The organism is Variovorax sp. GW821-FHT10B04 (assembly GCF_059415645.1).
This window is the reverse complement of sequence record NZ_JBWKNQ010000019.1, coordinates 1-24,611: the sequence shown is the minus strand read 5'-3', so window position 1 is coordinate 24,611 and position 24,611 is coordinate 1. Positions and strand designations below refer to the sequence as shown.

General features: G+C 68.4%; 18 protein-coding genes. 2 read left to right on the top strand and 16 right to left on the bottom strand.

What is annotated here, in order from left to right:
* Positions 1–317: 317 nt before the first annotated feature.
* On the top strand, positions 318–689 hold the full coding sequence (locus tag AC07PZ_RS30570) for a response regulator (protein ID WP_495298948.1): 372 nt from the start codon (positions 318–320) through the stop codon (positions 687–689).
* Positions 690–746: 57 nt separating this feature from the next.
* Here the strand turns inward: AC07PZ_RS30570 and AC07PZ_RS30565 are convergent, their stop codons facing one another.
* The 7 genes from AC07PZ_RS30565 to AC07PZ_RS30535 form a co-directional block, all read right to left on the bottom strand.
* The gene (locus tag AC07PZ_RS30565; RefSeq protein WP_495298991.1) at positions 747–1,523 is read right to left on the bottom strand and encodes an alpha/beta hydrolase family protein; all 777 of its coding nucleotides are present in this window, start codon (positions 1,521–1,523) and stop codon (positions 747–749) included.
* Positions 1,507–2,685 carry a DUF3182 family protein gene (locus AC07PZ_RS30560; RefSeq protein WP_495298947.1) on the bottom strand — a complete coding sequence of 393 codons (1,179 nt, stop codon included), beginning with the start codon at positions 2,683–2,685 and terminating at the stop codon, positions 1,507–1,509. Before AC07PZ_RS30560 ends, AC07PZ_RS30565 begins: the two co-directional genes overlap by 17 nt.
* Before the next feature lie 201 nt (positions 2,686–2,886).
* A complete protein-coding gene (locus AC07PZ_RS30555) occupies positions 2,887–3,849 on the bottom strand; it encodes a ferritin-like domain-containing protein (protein WP_495298946.1) in 963 nt (320 codons plus the stop codon).
* Between the two features lie 207 nt (positions 3,850–4,056).
* Entirely contained in the window at positions 4,057–5,541 is a 1,485-nt protein-coding gene (locus AC07PZ_RS30550; protein WP_495298945.1) for a DegQ family serine endoprotease, read from the bottom strand.
* 95 nt (positions 5,542–5,636) lie between these two features.
* The gene (locus AC07PZ_RS30545) at positions 5,637–6,977 is read right to left on the bottom strand and encodes an ATP-binding protein (protein WP_495298944.1); all 1,341 of its coding nucleotides are present in this window, start codon (positions 6,975–6,977) and stop codon (positions 5,637–5,639) included.
* Between the two features lie 118 nt (positions 6,978–7,095).
* Positions 7,096–7,755, bottom strand: coding sequence for a response regulator (locus AC07PZ_RS30540; protein WP_495298943.1), 660 nt, complete (start codon positions 7,753–7,755; stop codon positions 7,096–7,098).
* Between the two features lie 28 nt (positions 7,756–7,783).
* Positions 7,784–8,554, bottom strand: coding sequence for an IclR family transcriptional regulator domain-containing protein (locus tag AC07PZ_RS30535; protein WP_495298942.1), 771 nt, complete (start codon positions 8,552–8,554; stop codon positions 7,784–7,786).
* Between the two features lie 153 nt (positions 8,555–8,707).
* On the opposite strand from AC07PZ_RS30535, the gene pobA reads away from it, so the two are divergent.
* Positions 8,708–9,889: a 4-hydroxybenzoate 3-monooxygenase gene (gene pobA / locus AC07PZ_RS30530; RefSeq protein WP_495298941.1), complete on the top strand. Its 1,182-nt coding sequence runs from the start codon at positions 8,708–8,710 to the stop codon at positions 9,887–9,889.
* A gap of 63 nt (positions 9,890–9,952) precedes the next feature.
* Here pobA and AC07PZ_RS30525 read toward each other — a convergent pair whose 3' ends face one another.
* The 9 genes from AC07PZ_RS30525 to tssL form a co-directional block, all read right to left on the bottom strand.
* On the bottom strand, positions 9,953–12,298 hold the full coding sequence (locus AC07PZ_RS30525) for a xanthine dehydrogenase family protein molybdopterin-binding subunit (protein ID WP_495298940.1): 2,346 nt from the start codon (positions 12,296–12,298) through the stop codon (positions 9,953–9,955).
* A gap of 177 nt (positions 12,299–12,475) precedes the next feature.
* The gene (locus AC07PZ_RS30520; protein ID WP_495298939.1) at positions 12,476–12,976 is read right to left on the bottom strand and encodes a hypothetical protein; all 501 of its coding nucleotides are present in this window, start codon (positions 12,974–12,976) and stop codon (positions 12,476–12,478) included.
* Positions 12,973–14,007 carry a type VI secretion system protein TssA gene (locus AC07PZ_RS30515; protein ID WP_495298938.1) on the bottom strand — a complete coding sequence of 345 codons (1,035 nt, stop codon included), beginning with the start codon at positions 14,005–14,007 and terminating at the stop codon, positions 12,973–12,975. Before AC07PZ_RS30515 ends, AC07PZ_RS30520 begins: the two co-directional genes overlap by 4 nt.
* Positions 14,008–14,047: 40 nt before the next feature.
* Entirely contained in the window at positions 14,048–15,139 is a 1,092-nt protein-coding gene (gene tssG / locus AC07PZ_RS30510; RefSeq protein ID WP_495298937.1) for a type VI secretion system baseplate subunit TssG, read from the bottom strand.
* A 14-nt stretch (positions 15,140–15,153) separates the two neighbouring features.
* Positions 15,154–17,034 carry a type VI secretion system baseplate subunit TssF gene (tssF, locus tag AC07PZ_RS30505; RefSeq protein WP_495298936.1) on the bottom strand — a complete coding sequence of 627 codons (1,881 nt, stop codon included), beginning with the start codon at positions 17,032–17,034 and terminating at the stop codon, positions 15,154–15,156.
* Positions 17,035–17,088: 54 nt separating this feature from the next.
* Positions 17,089–17,688: a type VI secretion system baseplate subunit TssE gene (gene tssE, locus AC07PZ_RS30500; RefSeq protein ID WP_495298935.1), complete on the bottom strand. Its 600-nt coding sequence runs from the start codon at positions 17,686–17,688 to the stop codon at positions 17,089–17,091.
* Positions 17,685–18,941 carry a TagK domain-containing protein gene (locus AC07PZ_RS30495; protein WP_495298934.1) on the bottom strand — a complete coding sequence of 419 codons (1,257 nt, stop codon included), beginning with the start codon at positions 18,939–18,941 and terminating at the stop codon, positions 17,685–17,687. The genes tssE and AC07PZ_RS30495 overlap by 4 nt, the downstream gene beginning before the upstream one ends.
* 98 nt (positions 18,942–19,039) lie before the next feature.
* Complete coding sequence (tssM, locus tag AC07PZ_RS30490) at positions 19,040–23,122, bottom strand: type VI secretion system membrane subunit TssM (protein WP_495298933.1); 4,083 nt, start codon at positions 23,120–23,122, stop codon at positions 19,040–19,042.
* Positions 23,123–23,138: 16 nt separating this feature from the next.
* Entirely contained in the window at positions 23,139–24,494 is a 1,356-nt protein-coding gene (gene tssL / locus AC07PZ_RS30485; RefSeq protein WP_495298932.1) for a type VI secretion system protein TssL, long form, read from the bottom strand.
* Positions 24,495–24,611 lie beyond the last annotated feature (117 nt).

Sequence of the window (24,611 nt, the reverse complement as noted above, 5' to 3'; positions counted from 1 at the left end):
GATTAACCCATTTTTAGGTAAAAACCCGCAGCTCGAAAAACCCTGAAATGTTCCGCTTTTCAGTGCCTCGTTACGTTACGAAACCTCCTATTCACAAGGGAACACCTTCGACCCTCATTTTCAAAAGCGTGACGCCGATACGGCCATCTTGCAGAATGTCGACCTGAATATTTATAAAACAGATGGATTAACTACTAAAGTATTAATCCGTCGGTTTAATTGATTAACTGCATGCCAGTGCCACGTACTCGCACATTTACGAAACCGATGACCGATCGCCCGAAAACTGACGGCAGATCGATCCACAAGGAGCGCCCGTGACGCTGAGCATCTTCATCGTCGAGGACAACCATGCGCTTCGAACAAGCCTCACCGCCGCGCTGGGAGAACTGCCGCTGACGGACGTGATAGGAGCGGCCGGCAGCGAGGTGGAAGCCCTGACCTGGCTGGTGTCCAACCCCGACGGCTGGGGGGTGGCGCTGGTCGACCTCTTCCTGAAGGAAGGCAACGGGTTGGGCGTGCTGGCCGGCTGCCGCGTCCGCAAGGCATCGCAGAAGCTGGTGGTACTGACGAACTACGCCACGCCGGAAATGCGCCGTCGCTGCCTCGGGCTGGGCGCGGACGCGGTATTCGACAAGACCACCGAACTGGAGCCGATGTTCAAGTTCATCCGCGGACTCCATCGCTGATCGCCAGGGCCGAAGCTCGTCGACGGCGCTGTCTTGCCGGGCCGGCCCGGCGCCGTTTCAGGCGGTGCTTTTCAGCGGCGTGCGCACAGTGCCCGGCGCGGCCCGCGCACCCATCGTCATCTCGGTCATCCAGGCCGTGAGCAGCATGCCGTAGGAGTGCCGCCATTCCTCGTTCGACAGCGCATGGTCCGCACCGGCGATCACCCGGTAGGTGACCGATCGGACGCGCCGGAACGCGCCCAGGTAGTTGGCGATCACCGGGTGCGGAACCGTCTTGTCGAACTCCGATTCGACGATCAGCGCATCGCCACGGAACTCCGCACACGCCTTGAGCGCCCGGTTGGTCTCGGGGTCGATGGCGCCGAGCCGGTACGCCGCCAGGTCTTCCCGGCTGAGCTTGCCCTTGGGCACGTCCCACTCGCCGTCGCGGTACAGCGCGGGCACCCGCAGCGCCAGCCAGCGCACCGCGCGCAGCTGGGTGACGAGGGCGGCCAGGTAGCCGCCGTAGCTGCTGCCGATGATCGCGATCGAGCCCGGATCGACGCTCGGCTGCGCCGCGAGAACGTCGTAGGCCGCCAGCACGTCGCGCAGGTTGTCCTCGCGCGTGACCTCCTGCCGCTGCGCGACGTGGCGGGCATGGCCGCGCAGATCGAAGGTGAGGCAGACGCAGCCCAGCGCCGCGAGCTCGTGCGCACGCGCCAGGTACTGCTGCTGGCTGCCGTCCCAGCCATGCACCAGCAGCACGCCGGGCACGCGCACGGACGATGCGACCAGCGTGCCGGCAATGTGCTGGTCGTCTACGGAGATATCGATGGTCTTATGACGCGTTTCCAGCATGCGGTTCCACGAGCGTGTATTTGGTCAGGCGGCCGACCTTCGGGTCGACGCCGCTGTAGTAGATGCCGGCGCCCGCCGGCAGTTCGAAATCGCCGTAGCGTTCGAAGCACGAGACCCGCACCACCTGGCGGTCCGGCTCGTTGCAGAACAGCTCCAGCGCAGCGAGTTCGGCGCCCGTGGCGCCACCCACGCGCCACGATTGCTCGAGCACGCCGGAGCGCCACTGGCCCATGGCACCACGTCCACGCGCGATGTCGTAGTTGGTCCGTGAGGTGAAGAAGCCCGGGAAGCAGCCGACCACGGCATCGTGATAGAGCCGCGCCTGGTCGACCGCCAGACGGATCTCGGGTGGCAGGCCCGCGGCCAGCAAGGCGTCGAACCCGCCACGCACCAGCGTCAGGTCGGAGCCGCCGTACACCTCGTCGCCCGCGCTGTCGCGCGTCATGCGCTGCGTGCCGTGGTAGGTCACCACGTGCCGGTCGACCACGATCTGCCCGACGCTGAAGGTGTCGGGCGACGCCAGGTTCTCTTCGAGCACGACACCATGTGCCTCGATCTCGGCCGCATCGAGTTGCGCCAGGCATGCGTCGAGTGCAGCCGGGTCGCGGGCCACCATCTGGCCGCGCCCGCCGGTCGCACGCACGGGCTTGACACGCACGGCGCCGGCGCCGAGCAGCGAGCGCCCTGCCCTGCGTGCATCGTCCAGCGAGAAGGCAGAAAAGCCGGTCAGCACGGCACCCGCCACCCGCTCGCCGAACTCCGGGTTCCAGCCCCGTGGCCGAACGGCCTTCGCGTCGAACACCGGATGCGTGATGGCCTTGGTCGCGATGAAGGGATGCGGCACCACGCCACCGAAAAGATCGTGGATGCCTTCGATGCCCACGGCCTGCGCCTCCGCGCTGCCGATGGTGTCGCTCGGGACGAAGTAGGTCGGCATCAGGTACTCGCGGCCCTCGGCATGCTCCCCGCTGTATTCAAAATGCTTGATGGCGGCGAGCCTGCGCGCGAAACCTTCGCGGGTCGCGAATTCGTGCGCGGCGGCATAGGAGCGCTTGCTGACGCCCCACGCGACCACCCCGCCGGGATGCATCAGCGAAGCGGCAGAGAGTGCAGACAGGGACGTGGCCGCGAGGGCCTGTGCGCTGGCGAAAGATGTCATGGCAAAGGCCTCCGGTGCTCAGGTTCCAGTGGATGGGATCGGTGCAGAGAGAGATTTCATGATCGCCACCTCGCAACCCTGCCGCATCGTCCATCGGCGCGGATGCGAGCCGTCATTCGCCTACAGCCTGTCAGGCGGCGCGCGCAGAAAAAAAGCCACCCGGAGGTGGCCTGGCGTGGTCGGCCCGAGGCCGGTGCTTCATTAGCGGCGCGGCTGGTCGCGCAACATCTTCATCTGATCGTGATTGCGCTTGGCACCCTGTGCATGGCGTTCGACCAGCGCCAGCACATCCATCGGCAGGTTGTGCTTCAGCGCCTTGCGGTAGCGCGCGACCGCGGCATCTTCGCCGCGCTCGCATTCGTCGAGCATCGACTGCTCGCTGTTCGCGCCCACGGCACCCTTCACGTGGACCCAGCCGCGGTGCATCGCACCGCTGACCGTGCCACCCTCGGCCGGCTTGCCGCCGTAGCGCGTGACCATCTCGGCCAACTCGCGCGCGGCCTCGCGGCACTGCGCTGCACGGTCCAGGAACACGGTCTTCAGCGCGGAAGCCTCGACCTCCTCGGCCAGGCTGCTGAAGCCGTATTCGCCGTCGCGGGAGTTTTCCAGCAGGTCGTTCAGGACGTCGATGACTTCCGAGTCCGAGTTGACGATCTCGGCCGTATCGAAATCATCGGCGTAGTAATGGCGGTCGGCACGGTCCCAGGCGGCGCGGGTCGCCGGCAATGCGTCGTCCCACGCCAGGTCGGACTGGCCGCGGCGCAGGTTCCACTCGTTGGCGAGCGTGGGCTCGAGCAGGTCGAAGTTGTCGTCGGTGCGCGCGCGGCTCGACCAGCCGAGCTCATAGGCGGGCCGATAGTCGTCGTAGCTGCGACCGGCCTGGTAATAGCCTTCGCGCTCGTAGGCATCGCGCCAGTAGGCGTCTTCGACGGTAGGGTTGACGCGCTCGGCAACGGCCTTGCCGCCGAGGCCCCCGATCACTGCGCCGGCGGCCAGGCCGACGGCTGCGCCCACCGGTCCGCCGGCTGCGCCGATCGCCGCTCCGGCGACGGCGCCGCCTGCGGCACCCACACCCGTACCGACCGGATGGGCACCCGGTGCTCCGGAAATGGGATCGAGATTGCGTTGGTCGGCGTAGGTCGAAAATTCGTTGTCTTTGGCCATGAAGTGACTCCTTGGATGTTGCCTCGTCGAGGCGGCTGATGGTTTCCCCGAAGCCGGCGACGGGCGCCGGCTTCGGGGCACTGCTTGCCTTCCCTTGGAAGAAAGTTCATGGTTCTCGCATCGCACGACCGAGGCGTCAGTGCGACCGGACGGCCCCTGTAGGGCGATGCGCTGGCTGCCGCCGCGCATGCGCCGACAGGTGTCGGATCAACCGACGCGCACGGGCACGAAGATCTTGTCGCTGCCGCGCTGGATCAGCAGTGCGACCGACTTGTCCGCCTTGGCCGCCACTTCGCGCACCTGCTCGATGCTCTTGGCCGGTGTGCCGTTGATGGCCAGCAGCACGTCGCCCGACTGCACGCCCGCCAGTGCGGCCGGGCCGCCCACGTCCTCGATCAGCAGGCCGTTCTCGACCGCGGCCTCACGCTTCTCCTGCGGCTGCAACTGGCGCAATGCCAGGCCGAGCTTGCCGTGGCCCGCATCGTCGTCGGACTTGGCGACCTTCGCGGCCTTGTCGCTCGCATCGCCGAGCTTCGCGGTGATCTCTTCGCGCGAGCCCTGACGCCAGATCTCCAGCGACACCCGGCTGCCCGGCTTCGACTGGCCGATGATCGCCGGCAGGTCGCCCGACGACACGATCGGCTGGCCGTCCACCTTGCGGATCACGTCGCCCGAGCGCAGGCCGGCCGCATCGCCCGGGCCACCCTTCTCGACGTTCGACACCAGCGCGCCCTCGGGCTTGTCGAGCTTGAAGGAATCGGCAAAGGCCTGGTTCACTTCCTGCACGGCCACGCCCAGCTTGGCGTGGCTGGCCTTGCCGGTGGCGACGATCTGGTCCTTCACCTGCACCGCCACGTCGATCGGTATCGCGAAGGACACGCCCTGGTAGCCACCGCTGCGGCTGTAGATCTGCGAGTTGATGCCGACCACTTCGCCACGCGTGTTCAGCAACGGGCCGCCCGAGTTGCCGGGGTTGATGGCGACGTCGGTCTGGATGAAGGGCACGTAGCTGTCGTCCGGCAGCGAACGACCCTTGGCGCTCACGACGCCCGCGGTCACGGTGTTCTCGAAACCGAAGGGCGAGCCGATGGCCAGCACCCATTCGCCCGGCTTCAGTTCCTTGGTGCTGCCGATCTGCAGCGTCGGCAGGTTGTTGGCCTCGATCTTCAGCACGGCGATATCGGTGCGCTCGTCGGAACCGAGAACCTTGGCGCGGAACTCGCGGCGATCGGTCAGCTTGACGGTGACCTCCTTCGCGTCCTTCACGACGTGCGCATTGGTGAGGATGGTGCCGTCGGCGCTCACGATGAAGCCCGAGCCCTGGCCGCGGGTCGGTACCTCGCGCTGCTGCGGCTGCTGCTGGCGGCCGCGTGGGTTCATCTGGCCCTGGAAGCGGCGGAAGAATTCATACATCGGATCGTCCGGGTCCATGCCCTGCAGCGCGGCATCGCCGTCCGCCGAGGTCTTCATGGTGCCGGTCACGCTGATGTTGACCACGGCCGGGCCGTCGCGCGAGGTGATGGTCGAGAAGTCGGGCAGGGTGACCTGCGGCCCGGCCACGGCGGCCGTCGCCACAGGCACCACGCCCACGGCACGTGCGCTGGTGTAGGCGCCGGTACCGATGGCGCCGATCACGCCGGCCGCAGCCAGCGCCAGCACGAGGCCCTTGGGGGAAGTCAGTCGGGTGTTCATTGCGGAGTCCTTTCGAGGTGTGGGATGAAACACGATGAAAGCGAATGTCGGCGCTGAAACTTAGGCATGCCTTAAACATGCGGACGCGAAGCTGCTCAGGTGGCGGGGAACTGCACCGTCACCCGCAGCCCGCCCAGGCCTGGCGAGGCATCGAGCAAAAGCGACGCGCCGTGCAGCGTGGCGATCGACTGCACGATCGACAGGCCCAGTCCGCTGCCCGGCGCCTGTGGCTGGCCGGCGCGATAGAAGCGGTCGAGCACGCGCCCGCGCTCCTCGGGCGGCAGGCCGGGGCCGCTGTCTTCGACCACGAGCCGCACGCCTTCCCCGGGCACAGCGTCGATGCGCAGGTCGACGCGGCCGCCTTCCGGCGTGTACTTGACCGCGTTGTCGAGCAGGTTGCGCAGCAGCATGCGCAGGGCCTCGGGTTGCCCGCTGACCGACGCGGCGTCCGCATGGGCGATGCCGATGTCGATGCCGCGGGCCTGCGCCCCGGCGATGGCGTCGGAGATCGCGAGCCGCGCGACCTCGCCCAGGTCGACCGGCACCAGCCCGGCGCCGCCGGCCATGCTCGCCTCATGGCGGGCCAGCGCGAGCATCTGCTCGACCAGCCGCGTGGCGCGGTCGATGCCCGCGGCCAGGCGGCCCACGGCCACCTCGCGCGTCGCCTCGTCGCCGGCGCGCTGCAGGCCTTGCACCTGCAGCTTGAGCGCGGCGAGCGGCGAACGCAGCTCGTGCGCCGCATCGGCGACGAAGTGCTTCTGCGCGTCGAAGGCCTGGCGCACGCGCGCAAACAGCAGGTTGAGCTCCTGAACCAGTGGCCGGACCTCTTCCGGCAGGCCGGCTTCACTGACGGGCGACAGGTCGTCGGCCTGTCGTGCAGCCACCTGCTTGCGCACGCGCGCCACCGGCTTCAGCGACAGGCTCACGACCCACCAGACCACCAGCATCAGCAAGGGCGCCATCAGCGCCGCCGGCCCGACCGTGCGCAAGGCCAGCGCACCCGCCATGCGTTGCCGCACGGCCATGTCCTGCGCCACCTGGATCACCAGCCCGCCACGCGTCTGCACGGAGAAGACGCGGTAGGTGGTGCCGCGCGCGTGGGCATCGACGAAGCCCAGCACCGCGATCTGCGGCAGCGCCGCGTCGGCCGCAGATTCGAAGATGCGCACGCCGTCGGACGTCCAGACCTGCACCACGAACTCGAAGTTCTGCTCGCCGCCCGGCAACCCGCCGACCGCCGCACCCGGCGGCAACCCGGCACGCAGCGACAGCGCCATCTGCTGCATGTGGTAGTCGAAGATCTGGTCGGCTTCCTGCAGCACCGTGCGGTACGCCACCAGTGCCTGTGCGCCCGCGGCCAGCACGATGGCGGCCAGCAGGAAGACCAGCAGCCGGGCACGCAGCGATCGCGTCAATGCAAGTCCACGCCACCTCATGCGCCGCCCTGCATGTCTGTTCGCAAGATGCCGCGGAACCGGCTTCGCCGGGCCGCAGGCGTCGCCCCCGGTCGGGGGTTGGAGAAGCGACACGAAGTGCGCGGAGCCTGGGGGCGAGTCATTCTTTCGGCACCATGTAGCCGACGCCGCGCACGTTGCGGATGAAGTCCGCACCCAACTTCTTGCGCAGCCCGTGGATGTAGACCTCGACCGCGTTGCTGCTGATCTCGTCCTTCCAGCTGTAGAGCTTTTCCTCGAGCTGCGCGCGCGACAGCACCATGCCGGGCCGCGCGATCAGCGGTTCGAGCACCGCCCATTCGCGTGCCGACAGCACGACCGGATGACCGGCGACCTCGACCTCGCGCGTGCCGGGATTGATGGTCACGCCCATGTGCTCGTACACCGGCTCGGGACGGCCCGACGCGCGGCGCAGCAAGGCCCGGATGCGCGCCAGCAGCTCGTCGAGGTCGTAGGGCTTGAGCACATAGTCGTCGGCGCCGGCATTCAGGCCTTCGATGCGTTGCTGCACCGAGTCGCGCGCAGTGGCGATCAGCACCGGCATGCGCTGCTTGCGCGCCCGCAGCGAGCGCAGCACCTCGAGCCCGTCGCGCCGCGGCACGCCGAGGTCGAGCAGCACCAGGTCGTACTGCTGGGTGCGCAGTGCGCTCTCGGCGGCATCGCCGTCCTTCACCCAGTCGACCGCGTACTGCTCGGCACGCAGCAGGTCGAGCACGGCCTCGCCGATCATCACATCGTCTTCGAGCAGCAGCAGTCGCATGGTCCGTGGATCTCCGTGGTCAGCCTGGTCACAGCAGCGCGCGCAGTTCGCGCGCGGCATCGAGCAGCAGGGGCAGCAGTTCGCGGCGTGCGCTCTCGTCGGTATGGCGGCTGCCCGACAGCACGACGTTGAGTGCGGCCACGGTGCGGCCCTTCATGTCGCGCAGCGGCACGGCCAGCGCGCGCACGCCGAGCTCGTGCTCCTCGCTCGCGAAGCAATGGTCGTCACGACGTACCTGCGCGACCAGCTGGCGCAGCGTGCGCGCCTGCGTGGTGGTCTGCGGCGTGAGGCGCGGCAGGCTGCGGCCCTTGAGCCACAGCGTGAGTTCGGCAGGCGTCATGGCGGCCAGCAGCACCCGGCCGGTCGACGTCGCATGCGCCGGCAACCGCGCGCCCAGATGCAGGCCGTAGGCCAGCACCCGCACCGGTGCCGCATAGCTCACGCTGCGCGCGACGATCACGACCTCCTCGCCGTCGAGCACCACGGCGGAGAACGATTCCTGCGTCTGCGCCGCCAGCCGGTTCAACGTGGGCTGCAGCGCGCGCGGCAGGCGCGACGACGAAAGATAGCTGCCCGAGAAACGCAGCACCTTGGCCGACATCCAGAAATAGCTGCCGTCGGTTTCCAGGTAACCCAGGTGCGCCAGCGTGAGCAGATGGCGGCGGGCGGCCGCGCGGGTGAGCCCGGCGCGTTCCGCGGCCAGCGTGGCGTTCAACCGCTGGCGTTCGGTGTCGAAGCTCTCGAGCACCGCGAGGCCCTTGGCGATGCCTTCGATGAAGTCCGGCTTGGCGATGGTCATGGGCGCTTTCGAGCATTCTTCGAGCGGATTCCGCTTGCTGCGCGATCATCGCACAGCCATTCTCCACACCGCGCAAGTGCCTGCGATCGGCCCTGTCGCCAGGTCGGGCACCGCCCTACGCTCCCGGCAACACCACGAATCCAGGAGACAACCATGCGCACACAGGTCGCCATCATCGGCGCCGGCCCGGCCGGGCTGCTGCTCGGCCAGCTGCTCTACAAGGCCGGCATCGACAACGTCATCGTCGAGCGCCAGACCGGCGACTACGTGCTCGGCCGCATCCGCGCCGGCGTGCTGGAGCAGGTGACGATGGACCTGCTGAAGCAGGCCGGCGTGGACGCGCGCGCCAAGGCCGAAGGCCTGCCGCACGACGGCATCGAGCTGCTGTTCCAGGGCAAGCGCCACCGCATCGACATGCACGGCCTGACCGGCGGCAAGCAGGTCACGGTGTACGGCCAGACCGAGGTCACGCGCGACCTGATGGCCGCCCGCGCCGAGGCCGGCCTGCAGACCATCTACAGCGCGTCGCCGGTGAGCCTGCACGACTTCGACGGCGAGTGCCCGCGCGTGCGCTACGAGAAGGACGGCGCCACGCACGAGATCGAATGCGACTTCATCGCCGGCTGCGACGGCTACCACGGCGTGAGCCGTGCAAGCGTGCCGGCCGATGCATTGCGCACCTACGAGAAGGTCTACCCCTTCGGCTGGCTCGGCGTGCTGGCCGACGTGCCGCCGGTGTCGCACGAACTCATCTACGCCAACACCTCGCGCGGCTTTGCGCTGTGCAGCATGCGCAGCGAAACGCGCAGCCGCTACTACGTGCAGGTGCCGAGCGAGGACAAGGTCGAGAACTGGAGCGACGAGGCCTTCTGGAACGAGCTGCGCGCCCGGCTCGACCCCGAGGCACGCGAGCGCCTGGTCACCGGCACGCCGCTGGAGAAGAGCATCGCGCCGCTGCGCAGCTTCGTCGCCGAGCCGATGCGTTTCGGCCGCCTGCTGCTGGCCGGCGATGCGGCGCACATCGTGCCGCCGACCGGCGCCAAGGGCCTGAACCTGGCCGCCGCCGATGTCGGCTACCTGTCGCGCGCGCTGGAGATCTTCTACCGCGGCCAGTCGGCCTCGGCACTCGATCGCTATTCGGACCTGTGCCTGCGCCGCGTGTGGAAGGCCGAGCGCTTCTCGTGGTGGTTCACCTCGCTGATGCACCGCTTTCCGGACACCGGCGACTTCGGACAGAAGATCCAGGAAGCCGAACTCGACTACCTCGTGCATTCGCACGCGGCGTCGACCTCGCTGGCCGAGAACTACGTCGGCCTGCCGCTGGAAGACTTCTGAAGCGCAGCGCCGCCGCCGGGCGGCGCATCACGGTCGATGCAGGTCGACAGGGCCCGGCGCGGGTCAGGCCGCCGGCTGCATCGCCTGCCAGATGTACGACGCGCTGAGCGGCATCTGCAGCGTCGGCGACCTGTGGGCCAGGCCTGCGCGCGCGAAGGCGTCTGCCGCCGCGTTGACGATGGCCGGCGTGGCGCCGATGGTGCCGAGTTCGCCCACGCCCTTCACGCCGAGCAGGTTGTTCTTGCAGGGCACCGACTCGTCCATCTCCATGCGGAACATCGTCTCGATGATGTCGGCGCGCGGCGCCGCATAGTCCATCAGGCTGCCGGTCACGGGTTGGCCGGTTTCGACGTCGTACACCACGCGCTCGTACAGCGCCTGGCCGATGCCCTGCACCGCGCCGCCTTCGAGCTGCCCACGCACGATCATCGGGTTGACCACGCGCCCCACGTCGTTGACCGAGCTGTACGCCAGCACCGCGATCTCGCCGGTCGGCGGGTCGATCTCGATCTCGCAGACGTGGCAGCCGTTCGGCCAGCTCGGTCCGGCCACCGCGCTGGTCGAGTCCATGAAGATCTGGCTGTCGGGCTGCTTGCCCGCGAGCGCGAACAGGTCGATCGCGAGGTCGGTGCCCGCCACGGTGAAGCGCCCGTTGGCATAGGTCACGTCGTCGGGCGCGGCCTCGAACTCGGCGGCCGCCAGTTCACGGCCCTTGTCGATCGTGCGCTCGGCGCCGATGCGCACGGCCGAGCCGCCGGTGAACAGCGAGCGCGAACCCGCGCTGCCGAAGCCGTCGCCGCGATCGGTGTCGCCGAGGATCACGCGGACCTTGTCGATCGGCACGCCGAAGGTGTCGACCGCCAGTTGCGCGAGCGATGTGGCGATGCCCTGCCCCATCGCGTTGACGGCCGAGAACACCTCGATCACGCCGTCGGCCTTGACGGCCACGGTCACGCGTTCCTCGAAGGCGTTGCCGCCGGTCCATTCGAGGAAGGTCGCGATGCCGAGCCCGCGCACCTTGCCTGCGGCCTGCGACTGCGCGGCGCGCGCCTCGAAACCCTGCCAGTCGGCCAGCGCCAGGCCGGCGTCCATGATGCGTTCGAATTCACCCGTGTCGTAGACCTGCCCCATCGGGTTCTTGTAGGGCATCTGCTCCGGCCGGACGAAGTTGCGGCGGCGCAGTTCGATGCGGTCGATGCCGCTCTGGCGGGCTGCCTCGTCGAGCAGCCGTTCGATCGTGAAGATCGCTTCGGGCCGGCCCGCGCCGCGGTAGGCGCCGGTCGGTGCGGTGTTGGTCAGCACCGCGCGGAAGTGGAAGTCGATGGTCTGGATGTCGTACACGCTGGTCGACACCCAGGGCCCGATGAGCAACTGGATGGCCACGCCCGACGGCGCCGCATAGGCGCCCACGTTTGCCAGCGTCGCCACGCGCAGCGCGAGGATCTTGCCGCTGGCGTCGAGGGCCAGCTCGGCATGCCCGTCGACGTCGCGGCCGTGCGAGGACGACACGAATTCCTCGCTGCGATCGGCCACCCACTTGACCGGGCGCTGCAGCGCATTCGCGCAGAAGACGGTGGCCACGTCTTCGGGATAGGCGTTCGTCTTCATGCCGAAGCCGCCGCCCACGTCGCCGACGATCACCCGCACCTTGTCCTTGGGCAGGCCGATCGCGTCGCACACCGAATTGCGCACGCCGCTCGGCATCTGCGTGCTCATGCGGACGGTGATGCGCTGCGTGGCCGTGTCGTAGTCGGCCGAGACGGCGCGCGGCTCGATCGTCAGCGCCACCACCCGCTGGTTGACGATGTCGAGCGCCACCACGTGCGCCGCACGAGCGAAGGCGGCGGCCGTCGCCTCGACGCTGCCGTAGCGCGTCTCGGCCGCGACGTTGTCGGGCGCCTCGTCGATGAGCGCGGGCGCGCCCGTTGCGATGGCGGCGTGCAGGTCGACCACCATCGGCAGCTCTTCGTAATCGACGAACACGGCCTCGGCCGCGTTGCGCGCCTGCTCCACGCTCTCGGCAACCACGGCGACGACGGGCTCGCCGACGAAGCGGACCCGCTCGTGCGCCAGCACGCGCCGCAGCGGCGACACGCCCGGCCCGCCACCCGGCCGCTTGAAGCCCGCCGTGGTCGCCAGCGGCTTGACGCCTGCGGCCACCAGATCGGCGCCGGTGAAGACGCCGAGCACGCCGGGCAGCTCCAGCGCGGACGACGTGTCGACCGACACGATGCGTGCATGCGGATAAGGGGAACGCAGAAAGATCAGATGCGCCTGCCGGGCCACGTCGACGTCGTCGGTGTATTGGCCCAGGCCTGAAAGCAGCGCCTGGTCTTCAAGGCGACGAACGGACTGGCCGCTGCCGAAGCGGAGGGGATTGTCGGGCTGGTCGAAGTTTTGGCGGTCCATGTGGGGCGAGGATGGATGGCTGGGGTGCGCGTGGCGCTCGGACGGAGACACTATACGGCGGGGCTGCGGAATCCGCTGGGTGACGGCCGGGCGACGAGACGGACGTGCCGGCCGCGTGCAACACGGGTGTCTCCGGCCGCCGTCGTCGCAGGATTTGCGACGGCGGATTGCGACGATTCAGACGCCATGCATCGCCGGCGTCGCCGGCACGCGCCCCAACCGCTTGCGCCGCGCCGGTTCGGGCAATTCGGGCGGCAGCGCATCGATTTCCGCATCCGTGAGTTCACGTGTCGCCGACACGTCGGCATGGGCCGGCGAAACGTCGGCGGCCACCGCCTGCTGCAGCGCACCGGCAGCCGACACATCCGCTGCCTCCGATGCCTCCGATGCATCCGACACCTGGCGCCTCCGGCTCTCGTCAACGAAGCGCATGAAGTCGCACTGCCACTGGTACAAACGCTGGACCTGGATGTCATCCTGCATCGCCTGCTGCTGCGCCAGTTGATGCAGGTCTGCCCGCAACGACGCCAGTTGCTGCGGATCCACATGCGGCACGTGCAATTGCGCCGCATAGGCATCCATGCGTCTGCGCAGCGCCGACCACACCCATGCGGCGCCCACGGCGGTGCCCAACAGGCCGGCAGATCCCGCAGCCAACATCGCCACAAGAAGGCTCATGATTCGCTCCCGTTGCCGTGGTCGGCCGTCTCCCATTGGCGCAACAGGTCCAGCGGAATCGCATCCGCGATCTCGTGGAATCGCTTGCCGACCATGCGCTCGGCCTGCTTCAGCAACACGGCCACCGGGCTGCTGGGCTCGTGCCGCTCGAACCAGCCACGGGCCGCGCAGATGCTGCGACGCATGTCTTCGCGGGTCGACGCGGCCGCGGCTGGCTCCGCTATTGCACCTTTCGCACGGTCATCGACTGACGCCGGCAAGGCATCCTGCGGATGGAGCGGTCTGGAAGGCGCCACGCTCAGCGATACCGTCGGCATCGCAAAGGGCTGCAGCAGGCGCACGAGCGGCGCGAGCGAAGGGCCTTCGTCGCGCAGGTGAACGTCGATCCACGCCTGGATATCGCACACGATGCGCGCGGCCTGGGCCAGCAGGTTCACGGGCGCAAGCGCATCACCCACCGCCGCCATGCGCAGTCCTTGAAGCTGCCGCAGCACGATCTCGGCGTCGGGTGCGTCCGGTGCGCGGCGCGGCGCCAGCGCCCGCTCCACGTCGCGAACGCTCAGGCGCAGGTGGTGGGTCGCTGCGGCGACTTCGCGCAGATCGCCCAGCAGGCCTTCGGGGTCGACCAGCGCCGCCAACGCGTTGGCACGCACGGCCGGGTCGTGCTCGCCCTCGATCGACGCCTGCGGATGGATCGCATCGGGCCAGGTCTGCAGCATGGCGTGCAGCGTGGACAGCATCTGCACCAGCCCGCCGGCCTGGGCCAGCCGGGTACGCGCACGGCACAGCCAGACCAAGAGGTTGATGTCCTTGGTCCGCCGCAGCAACCGGCGGCAGTCGCGCTCGACGTCCGTCCAGTTCGGCGCTTCCGGCACACCCACGAAGTGTCCGTACTGCGCTTCGGTGCCCGGCATCAGGCGCGCCAGCAGAACGGCGTATTCGGAGTCGTACTCGAGGCTGCCGCCGCAGGGCTCGTGCTCGGAGACCGGATGCATCAAGGCGATGTCGGGCGCGTTGTCTGAAGGGCTCATGGCGATGGCGATCCGGAAAGGAAAAAAGAGGTGCCGCGCATCAGGCCGCCGCGGCCGGAACGTGGGCCGCCCGCACGTAGCGTTCGGGTTCGAAAACCATGCCGACTGCATGGTCCGGCCCGGCGTCGCGAACCGGCGCACGGCCCAGCCAGGTCGACCAGCCGAGCCGCTGCGATTCGCCCAGGCATGCGGGCGCGGCGCTGTCATGGCGCACCCGGAGTTCGACCTCCCAGACGAACTCATGGCCGACGAAGGCGCGCACCCATTCCGCGAGCAGCGGCAGGTCGCGCCCCTGCGGCGTGAAATTCAGGTACTGCGCCAGGCTCAATGGCCCGAGCACGAGCCGGAACTTGTTCTGCCGGTCGGCCACGACCTCGCCCGCAATCGCGCCGGCGCCGACAACGCTCGACGCGCCCGGCCAGCCCAGCCGGCTCCGGTCCTCGTCGTCGATGCGGATCCAGTCCAGCACGAATTCCTGCAGCTGCACGGGAACGCCGAAGAACTGCGCCAGCGTGCGTCCCAACCCATCCGGATGGCGCGCCTCGCAGCCGAGATAGGTCGATGCGGCCAGGCGCGCGTGCGCGGGCAATATCGAATCGCGGATCTCCAGCGGGTCGTGCCCGGTCAGGTACGCGACATAGCGGCTGAAGGTCTCGTCGTCCGCGCGGTCCAGCCCGGCTGCCGCCTGGCTCTGCGCCCACGCACGGTACATGTGCGTGAGATAGCGGTGATGGAAGATGTCGAGGAAGTCCGCCAGCGTGCTGTCGTTGTGGCTCTCCGTGCGTTCGCGCACGGTTTCGGTGTCGTGCAACGGCAGCGGGCCGTTGGGGCCGAGCACGCCGAGTCCATACAGGCGGATCACCGGACCGGCAAGGCCGTTGCCTGAAGCTCCGCCACGCCGAAGTGCGGCGTCGCCGGGCAGCGCGATCTCGGCGATCTCGCGCGGCGCGAAGGTCAGCGCAGCGGTCTGACCCAGTCGGAAGGACTCCTGCTGCGGCCTCGGCGCAAGCCCGATCGGCGGCTGATGCGAGTGCTGCGCGCCGATGCGCCGCATCAGCGCCAGGAAGCCGAACTTCCAGGGCGTCCGTTGCGCTTGCGACAGCAGCTCCAGCAGGCCCGCTGCGCGCGTCATCGCATCACGCTTCATCAGACGATGCCCCGCCCGCCCATGCGCACCGGCCAGCGCGCCACCGTGCCGCGCTGCATCGACTCGAGCGCCGTCTGCGTGAACACATTGATGCTGACGTGCCGCGACAGGTAACGCTCGAGTACCAGCCCGAACAGGTAAGGGCTGGTTCCGGAGAACCCCTCCTCGTCGACGCTGAGCGTGCACAGCACGCCGCGACCATAGATCAACGGCCCCGCGCCAGGCAATCGCCGGGTGACGGGCTCGATGCGCGAACCCACCAGGCTCCGGATCTGCCGCTGCTGCACATCGTTGTCGACCGCCACGAACAGCCGCAGCATGTCACGCAGCGCCTGGGCGCCCTCACGGTGCGGCATGTCGGCCAGCGGCATGTGGTTGAAGCCGAGTTGCCGGATCAGCCGCCAGGCGAGTTCTCCCAGTGCGAACGGCGGCTTGGGCATGCTCGGCGGCCGGATCAAGCCGATGGCGGACACGGGGAGCGATTCGGCCGCCGTGAGGTCGGCCTTGCCGTTGCGCGGAACCAGGCACGGGAGATCCCGGTTGGTCAGCCATGCCGTCACCGACAGATAGCGGATGGTGTCGGCGTACGGCGCCTCGTTCTGATCGACCAGCGACAGAAACACCTCCGTGCCGACATAGGGTGTGCGCGTGCCGTACTTGCGCGCGCTGTTCGACGCGAGACGCGGTTCGCGTCGAACCGAGAAATAGCGGCCGTAGTTGCCCTCGTCCTCGTTCAGTGTCTGGTAGAGCGGGCGGAAATGCATCGCCTCGGTGGTCTGCGCCTGCTGGCCGGCGATGGCCCGGACCGCATGGACCTCGAAGTCCAGCGGGCGCGAACGGTCGGGCACCAGGTGGAACTCGGGGTCCGCCTGGTTGATTTCCACACGGTCGGTCCGGCGTTCGAACAGGTTGACGACGGGCGTACAGAACAGCGCCAGTTGCTGCGCGTCAACCAACGCACCGAGCGACCCGGGCGGGCGCGTCAGCAGGACCACGATCTCGGCCTCCCGGCCTGCCATGCGCGCCAGCCCCGGCGCAAGCTGCGTGAGCGTGAAGAAATAGAAGCGCTCCGGGCACGCGAAGTATTCGTGCAGCAGGTTGTGCCCATGAAAGGTATTCCACTCGAGCGGCAGCAGCCCCTGGCCGGGCTCCAGCCCTTCATGGACGAGCGACCCTTCGGTCACCACGTGCGGACGCTGCGCGAGCCGCCCGGGTTCGCCGGTGATGGTCGCGACCGCCGACGTGTGCAGCAGCTCGAACAGGTGCGAAGCCACCTGCTCGTTGCCGCACAGGTACACGGGCAGGCGATCGAGCCCGGCCAGCGCGCCGAAACCGATCTCGCCCACGGTCCTCAGCCGCAGCCGCAATGCGCCCGTCACCTGCACATGCGGCGGCAGATGGCGCTCCAGTCCCGGGATGTCGGGCGGCGCGCCGGTGAGCCGCACATCGACGATCTCGATCGGCCACAAGGCCACGTCCTGGCTGGAGCGGAATTCGCAAGGCGTTTGCTCGCCCGCCGGCACGCGCGCATGGAAAGCCGTACCGCGGGGTACCACCACGCCGCGCGACAGGTCACCCTCGTGCGCGCTGGGATGCAACTGCGCCACGGCCATCGAAGGCGTCGGACTCAGGTAGTTCGGGTACAGCACTTCGAGCAGGCGCTGCGTGAACCGTGGAAACTCGGCGTCCAGCTTGATCTGCATCCGGGCCGACAGAAAGCTGAAGGATTCGATCAGCCGCTCGACGTAAGGGTCGGCCACTTCGATTCCCTGCATGCCGAGACGGCGAGCGATCTTCGGATGCGCAGCGGCAAACTCACCGGCCATCTCGCGCATGTAGACCAGTTCACGGTTGTAGTAGTCGAGCAGTTGGGGATCCATGGCGGCGGATGTCCTGTTGGAGAGATGTCGAAGCCGGGGCAGCGGGTCAGCGCATCAGCGGATGGCCCGTACCGGGCCCGGCGCGGGCCGGTCGATGCGCATGCGGCCGGTCTCGAGATCGACCGAGCTCTGCACCGTGAGCGCCAGCGGATAGGGCCGCACGTCGATCAACGCACGGATCTCGAACAGCAGCACGTTGTACCGATCGCTCGCCCCTTCCCTGGCCAGGGGCCGCACCGTCACGCTGTCGGCGCGCAAGCGCGGCTCGTGGTCGGCAATGGCGCGTCGGATGAGCCGCTCGATGTCCGCCCAGCGGTGTTCCGACAGATGGCTGCCGGCCAGCGGCGGCATGCCGAAGTTGATGGTGGACGCGGCCGCATCCGGAAAACGCACGCGGTCGATCAGGTCTTCGGCGTTGGTGGTGTTCAGCAGAAAAGTCAGGTCGCGCTGGATGATCTCGCGCATCCGGTCGGGTGTCGCGACATAGTCCGTGGGGCTCTCCGTATTGCGGCTCGGCATCTCGTCACGCAGGCGATCGAACAGGGTGGGCAGCAACTGCGCATGCGCACGCAAGTGGGCGGCCGCAGGCGGCTGCGGCACGCGCGCCGCCGGATGCGCGCTCCGTTGCGACGAATCGGTAGATGGAGGCGTCATGCCGATGGATCCTCCGCAGGCAATGGGCGTCGGGCGATGGGCATCGGGCTGTGCGGCGACAGCACATGGTGCTCACGGAGAGTGAGAGTCGGCAACTCGGTACGGCCGCTCTTCGCCCAGTCGGGCGCGAACAGACGCAGCACGTCAGCGGGGGGCGCCGGCGCCAGAAAGTCGACCGCTTCGCCGCTGCCGGAACCATCGATGCCGTCGATCCATGCCGTGACGTCGCCGCGCGGCATCAGGATGTCGCGTAAGCGCGAGAAGCGAGCGGCCAGACCTTGCAGCTCATCAAGGCTCGGTGGCGTCTCGCCGCGCGCAGGCGTCGGCGCCTGCCAGTCCGCCTGCCCCGCCAGCGAGGTGGCGTCTTGAACCGCTCGAACGAACTCGGCATGCAAGCCGTCGAACCATCCGGAGGGTTGGCCGGCATCCGGTCGCCGGGCAACCGCGTCACGCGGTGCGCCGCCCGCAAGCAGCGCCATCGGGTCCGTCGCATGGCGCGCCGGCACACGCGACAACCCCAGCGGCCCGAATGGGTCGGCCCGTGCGTCTCGCAGCGGCGAAGACTCGGTTGCGATCGGGTCCGGAGGCGGTGGCGGCGCCTGCCACAGCACCTGCGGGTGCGCGGCCCAGTGCAGCACGCTGCCGTCGACAGGCTGCTGCCAGAAGATCGGCTTCGCATCGCTGCGAAACAGGCGCTGCGGCCAATCATGCAGCGCAGGGACACAACTCGGCGCGATCGGCGCGCCTTCAGGCACGGTGCGACGATCGAGCCCGCTGCGCATGTGCGGCGCATGCAGCATCCACAGTGCCTGCACGGTCTGGGTGAGCGCAGGCAGGCCGAGACCGCGCTGGCCGTCGGCAGCGACATGGCCGGCGATCGCGCGGCTCAGCCGCATCAGCCAGCGCATCACCGACGAATCCGTCGAAACGAGATGCGCGTTCAACCAGCGGCGCGACGTGCGCTGGTAGACCAGCAAGGGATGGCGACGACCGGCCCGGTCGCCCGACGGCACCATCGCGCCGATCACGAATTGCCGCGGCGCGAACGCCAGCGTGCCGGGTGGCAGGATGAAGCAGATCGGATCGATGCGCTCGACAACATCGGTATCGGTATCGGTATCGGTATCGGTATCGGTATCGGCATCCACCCGATCGGACCTCGCGAACTCGAGCCCCGCCACCCCGCCGAGCCCCTGCTGCGCGATCCAGCTCGACCAGCCCTCGCTCTCCCCATGCAACATGCCGCTGCGCACGAAGTCTGCGTGCGTCGGCAGGCGCCCCCAGATGGCGGGCGGCGCGAGGCGTCTCGGTATCAACAGGCGGTTCAGTTTCAGCATGGCCAGCCTCGGGATCAGGACGCGCGCGTCGGGCAGCGAAAGCCCTTGAGCACATCGCTGCCGAGCGGATTGGGTTGGCTGCCGGCACCGATGTCCAGCACCGTCTTGCGGCCGTCGAAGGCGAACTCGACGCTCTGGTGCCCCGGCGTGGCGGTGTCGACGATGCGGCCTTTCTCGATCAACCTGAACAATGCCCATGGACCGCTGGCGGCCACGGTCGATGTCTCGCCGGAGATGCGCGGATTGGCCGTGAGCTCGGCCATCGAGCCGCCGCGAGGGCCGGGCCAGTCCACCACGAACGGTTGAACCGGCCCGTGCACGTAGCGCTGGCCCTGCCCGTCGATGTCGATGATCAGATCGGTGACGCTCGGCTCCAGCTCCTGCACCTTGATGCCCAGCTTCCACGCGAACTTGCGCCCACCGGCTTCACGAAAGAACAAGTCCCGCACCTGCTGCGCGCGATAGAACATGTCGAGGTCCGGGCCGCCTTGTGCCAGCAGCTTGAGCAATTCGCCCACGAGCGTGGGGCCCGCGACAGCCGGCGCGGGAGCGACTCCGCTGGCAAAGTTTTCGGCGCCGATCATCGCGTTGGCGCTGTCCGGGTTCTTGTAGCGCCAGGGGCGCACGCTGTTGTCGACGAAGGGCGCGAGGTAGCGGCTGAAGAAGTCATCCGCTGCACCGCCTGTGGCGAACATCTGGGTGAAATCGTCGATGGCCACGTCCTGCGCAACCGCCGCCACCGGATAGCGCCCTTCCACGCCGCGTTTGCAGGGTTCGCCGACCCGCAACGCCATCAGCCCCATGATCCGATCGAACTGTGCCTGCGCCTGCTTGCGCAGGATCTGCGTGGCGCCCTGCGTCACCTTGTCGCTGCCGCTGTTGGCAAGCGCGGTCAGTACCTCGCGAAAGGGTGGCGGCAACTTGCCGGCCTCCAGTTTCAGCCTGGCGCCGATTTCAGTGGCGCCCGGCGGCAGGCTGTTGGTGTTGAGCGCGGTGTCGGCGACGACGAGCACGGTGTAGAACTCGTTGACGAGCCCCGATACGGCCTCGAGACCCGGCTTGGCGCCCAAGGCCGTCGCACCGGCATCGCCCACGTCGGGCTGACCCGTCACGACCTCGCGCAGCGCGGCAAAGCGGTTGTCGACCCATTGCCTTTCCATGCGCTCTTCGTTGCGAAGGCCGAGGTTGCGTCCGAGTTCGCGTGTCTTCTGGCTCAGGGGATCGATGGCTTTCTCGAGAAAGCCTCGGTCGTCCTGCGCCTGCGTGGCCAGCGGCCGCGACAGCGTGGTCTCGCGTGCGGCGGCGCGGGCCAGCCGTGCGAGCGGCGAGTCGGGTGCGGCCAGCTGGCGCAGCACGCTCAGGTCGAAGCCAAGGCTGGCGCCGGCCGTGTCGGCGCCGTTGACGGTGCGGATGGAGTCGAGAAAGCCTTCCCATCGCGAAGCATATTCCTCCAGGTACTGGCGACGCACGTCGTCGAGCAACGCATCGTTCTGCGGCAAGCGGGGCGACGCTTCACCGGCGCCACGCGGGCCCGAGGCAGCGCCGTCCGTCGCGCCCCTGACACTTCGGCCCATCACCCACGCGTCGTCTTCGAGCGCCAACGCAACGAACTCCGGCAACCGCTTGTCGAAGAGTCCGTGATAACCGTCGTAGGTGAACAGGCCTGGCACCCCTTTTTCCAGCGGCTGGCCGTCCGTGCGCGAGAACACGGTGCCGGCCTGCGGCCCGACTGCACGCACGAGCGTGAACTCCTGTGGTGCCTCCGAGCGCATGGCCGCCTTGGCGCGCTCGTACACGCGTTGGGTCGACGTGCTGCCATCCAGGAAGTTCTGCACCTCGCGCACCAGCGCTTCGTTGGGCAGCGACGCGGCCTGCACCGGACGTTCGCCGGAGAACAACGCCTGCACGTGCCCGACCATCGATGCGCGCCCGCCGAACATGGCGGCGCTGTCGGCGGCTGCCCAATCGCGCAGCACCCAGTCACGCACATCGCGTGCACCGCCCTCGCGCATGTAGTGCGCAGGGTCGTGCAACAGCCTGTAGGCGCGCAGCGTGGCATAGGCCATGTTGGCATCGCTGTCGCGCACGCTTTGCGCCAGCACGGCCTCCATGCGCGCCAGGATGAAGGGAAGCAGTACCTGGTCCTGCACTTGCGCGTAGGTCGTGCGCGACGCGTGCTGCAACGGCGCCGCGGCGTAGAGGCCATACAGGAAGCCGGGCGGCGGGTTGTCGACGTCCAGCCACGGCGACAAGGGCAGATCACGCGTTGCGTTCAGCACGTCGGGGACGCCATTCGACTTGAAGTCCGCGAACATCGCTGCGACCTGTTTCGACAGGCCTTGCGCGCGCTCCCCCAGGGCCACGACGTACTGCCGGTTGTTGCCGAAGCTGGTCGCGAGTGCACCTGCGAGCCAGATGAACAGTGCCAATGCGCATGCGTGACCCACGAGCCGCAAGAAGCGAAATCGAAACTCCCAGCGCAGGTTCGGCCGGACCAGATGCGCCTCGGGAATGACCACCTTGGCGAGCACGTCGCGGAGGAAGAAACCGAGACGACCGGTGGGTGCCTCGGTGTCGGGGCGTTCGAGTCGAATGGGCACATCCGCCGAACGCGCGTCCGGCGTTCTCGCAGCTGCGAGTGCTGCCGGGACATCGGGCTTCTTCGCGACCGCCACGATGCTTCGTGCCATGCGTTGCACCAGCGTGTCGGCATCCGCAGCCACCGGCGATGCGACCTGTGCGCCGCTCGTCAGATAGACGCCGCGGAGCGACACGTCACGCTGCGTGCGATCGAAGCGCGAATCCAGAAAGACGGCGCCGATCATGTCCGACAGCGGCGTCCAGAGACTGGCCAGCTCCTGAGGCAATGCGAAGAGCTGGCGCCGGCGGTCGGCATCGAATTCCTCGTTCAGGCGCGCGCGCAGCCCCGCGGCCAGTCGGTCGTGAAGAAGCGCGAACTCGGCATCGAGACGGTCCCGCAGCGCCGGCTGCTCGCCGCCACGCGCGGCGGAGGCCTCATCCGCCTGCAGCGTGAAGCCCCAGGCCTGCGTGCGCCCTTCGCTCGTCAACGACTGGAAATATTCGTTGAAGCCGGGCAGCAGATCCATCTTGGTCACGATCACATACACGGGAAAGCGGATACCCAGCTCCTGGCGCAATTCGACGAGCCGATCGCGGATCAGGTCTGCGTGTGCGCGCCGTTGCACGGCGTCCTGCCCGATCAGTTCCCAGGCATTCAAGGCGACGATGGCGCCGTTGATGGGCGCGCGCGTGCGGTGCTTGCGCAGCAGGCCCAGAAAGCCGCGCCACTCGTCCCGATCGATCCCGGCATCGCTGTCGTGCGTGGTGTAGCGCCCTGCCGTATCGATCAGCACGGCCTCGTTGCTGATCCACCAGTCGCCATGCACCGTGCCCGCGGGCATGGCGGGCCCGCCACGACCGCTCGCGCGTGCCACCGGGAACTGGAGCCCTGAATGGAGAAGAGCGGTGGTCTTGCCCGCTGCCGGACTGCCGACGATCATGTACCAAGGCAGCTCGTAGAGATGCCGCTTGCCCTCGAAGATGCCGCGCAGTCCGCCCACGCCGCGCAGCGCGCGCAACTGCTGCATTGCGCGATGCAGGTTGTCGGCCACCGACTTGAGCTCTTCGCGCGCCTTGTTGTCGCGCTGGCCGGACCAGCCGAATCGCAGGAAGTTGACGAGCAGCTCCTTGTCCTTCTCGACCGCCAGGACCAATTGGCGCCAGCCATACACGGCGTAACCCGACAGCACGATGGCGATGACCGCGGCGCGCACCCCTGCGGGCCCGAGCGGCCGGATCTCGCCCAGCGACAGGAGCGGGCCGGCGTGCCAGATCAACAGGCATGTCGCGGCGATGCCGACCATGCTGGCCGGCCCGGACAGAAGCCACAACAGCCCGAGTGCGATCAACAGGACGGCAATGCCGATGCGGACCTCCATCGAGGACAGCGGTCGCAGCCCGTCGACCGCGAGCAGCGGCCCCACGAACCATACCGCCGCCGACAGCAGCAGCGTCGCCACGAAGGCGAGCATCCGCCACGACAGGACGATGCCCATGAGTTGCTTGATGTATTGCATGTCGTTGTCTCGCTGCTCAATGCGTGGAAGCCGCAGCGACCGACGCGCCCGCGAGACCCTGCGTCACCACCACCTCGACACGCCGGTTCTGCGCGCGCCCGGCGGCCGTCGCGTTGTCTGCCATCGGCGCCGTATCGCCCTTGCCGCTCACCTGCAGCCGCGCGGCCGCGACGCCGTGGGCCCGCAGCACGTCCGCCACCGCTGCGGCGCGCTTCTCGCTGAGCACCTGGTTGTCTGGAAACTCGCGCGTCCGGATCGGCTGGTTGTCGGAGTGGCCCGTCACCTGCACCGTGCCACTGACACGCCCCATCTCGTCGCCTACCTGAGCCAGCACCGGCTCGATGCGAGGGCTGAGTCGCGCCTGGCCGGGCACGAACATGTCGTCACCCCGGAAGCTCACGGCGCTGCGTGCGCCTTCCTCATCCACGCTCACCGTGCCGCGTGCGATCTCCTGTGCCAACAGCGCCTTCAGACGCAGCGGCTGGACTGGCGGTGCCGGCGGACGGCGCAGTTGCCCGACGGCGATGATCTGGCGCTGGACCTCCGTGCTCAACTGCAGCAACTGATACTTGTACCAAGCGAAGAGCGCGAACAAGGCGAGTCCGAGCACCGAGAAAGTCACCCAGACCGGGACGCCTCGCAACAGCCGCAGCCGGCCCGCGCCCACGCCGCGCCAATGCGGCGACAGCTCGGTGGGTACATCGCCCCGTGCGGCGGCAAGCAGGGTGTAGAGGCGGTTGCGGATGGTGTCGAGTTCGCGCCGGCCCTGGGCCGCGCTGCGATAGCGGCCCTCGAAGCCGAGCCCCAGGATCATGTAGAGCACTTCGAGCAGGTCGATGTGTTCGTGCTGCTGCGCGGCGAGCCGGCCGATCAGCAGGAAGACCTTGTCCCCACCCTGGATGTCGCCGTGGAACCGCGCCACGAGTTGCCGGGAAGACCAGATGCCGGCGCCGTCGTCCTGGCCACCGCCCCAGGCGGTACTGTTGGCCGCCTCATCGAGCGCGGTGCACAGCGCATAGCTGGCGGCAACCACATGCTCATGCTTGATCTCGGCGTCGGCACAGAGAGATTCGAAGGTACTGACCTCGCGTTCGAGCAGCCGGTGAAAGACCTCGACCGCCGCGGGCTCCATGGCCTTGGGCATGTCGGCGAGCGCACGGAGCAAAGGCTGGGCGGCCTGGAGCAGCGGGTTCTGGGCGGCCCGGATCGCGGCGAGGCGGGGGGCGTGTGGGGGTTCGGGGGCGAGGGGAGATAGACCGCGTGTGCCACCATTCACGCCCTCACCCCACCGCCCACCGTCCTCTTCGGTCTTTGTTGCAGCGCCACGAATCGCTTCCGATTTCGCCACCGTTTCTTCGTTGCTCTGGGTCATAGAGTGCGCTGAGATAACTTGATTGAATTCATGTTGTTGGCGATCAGCGCTTGCGCACCGAGGCCACGATGCCGTTCCACAAAGTCAGCACCTGTTCATCAGACAGGCTGGCGTTGT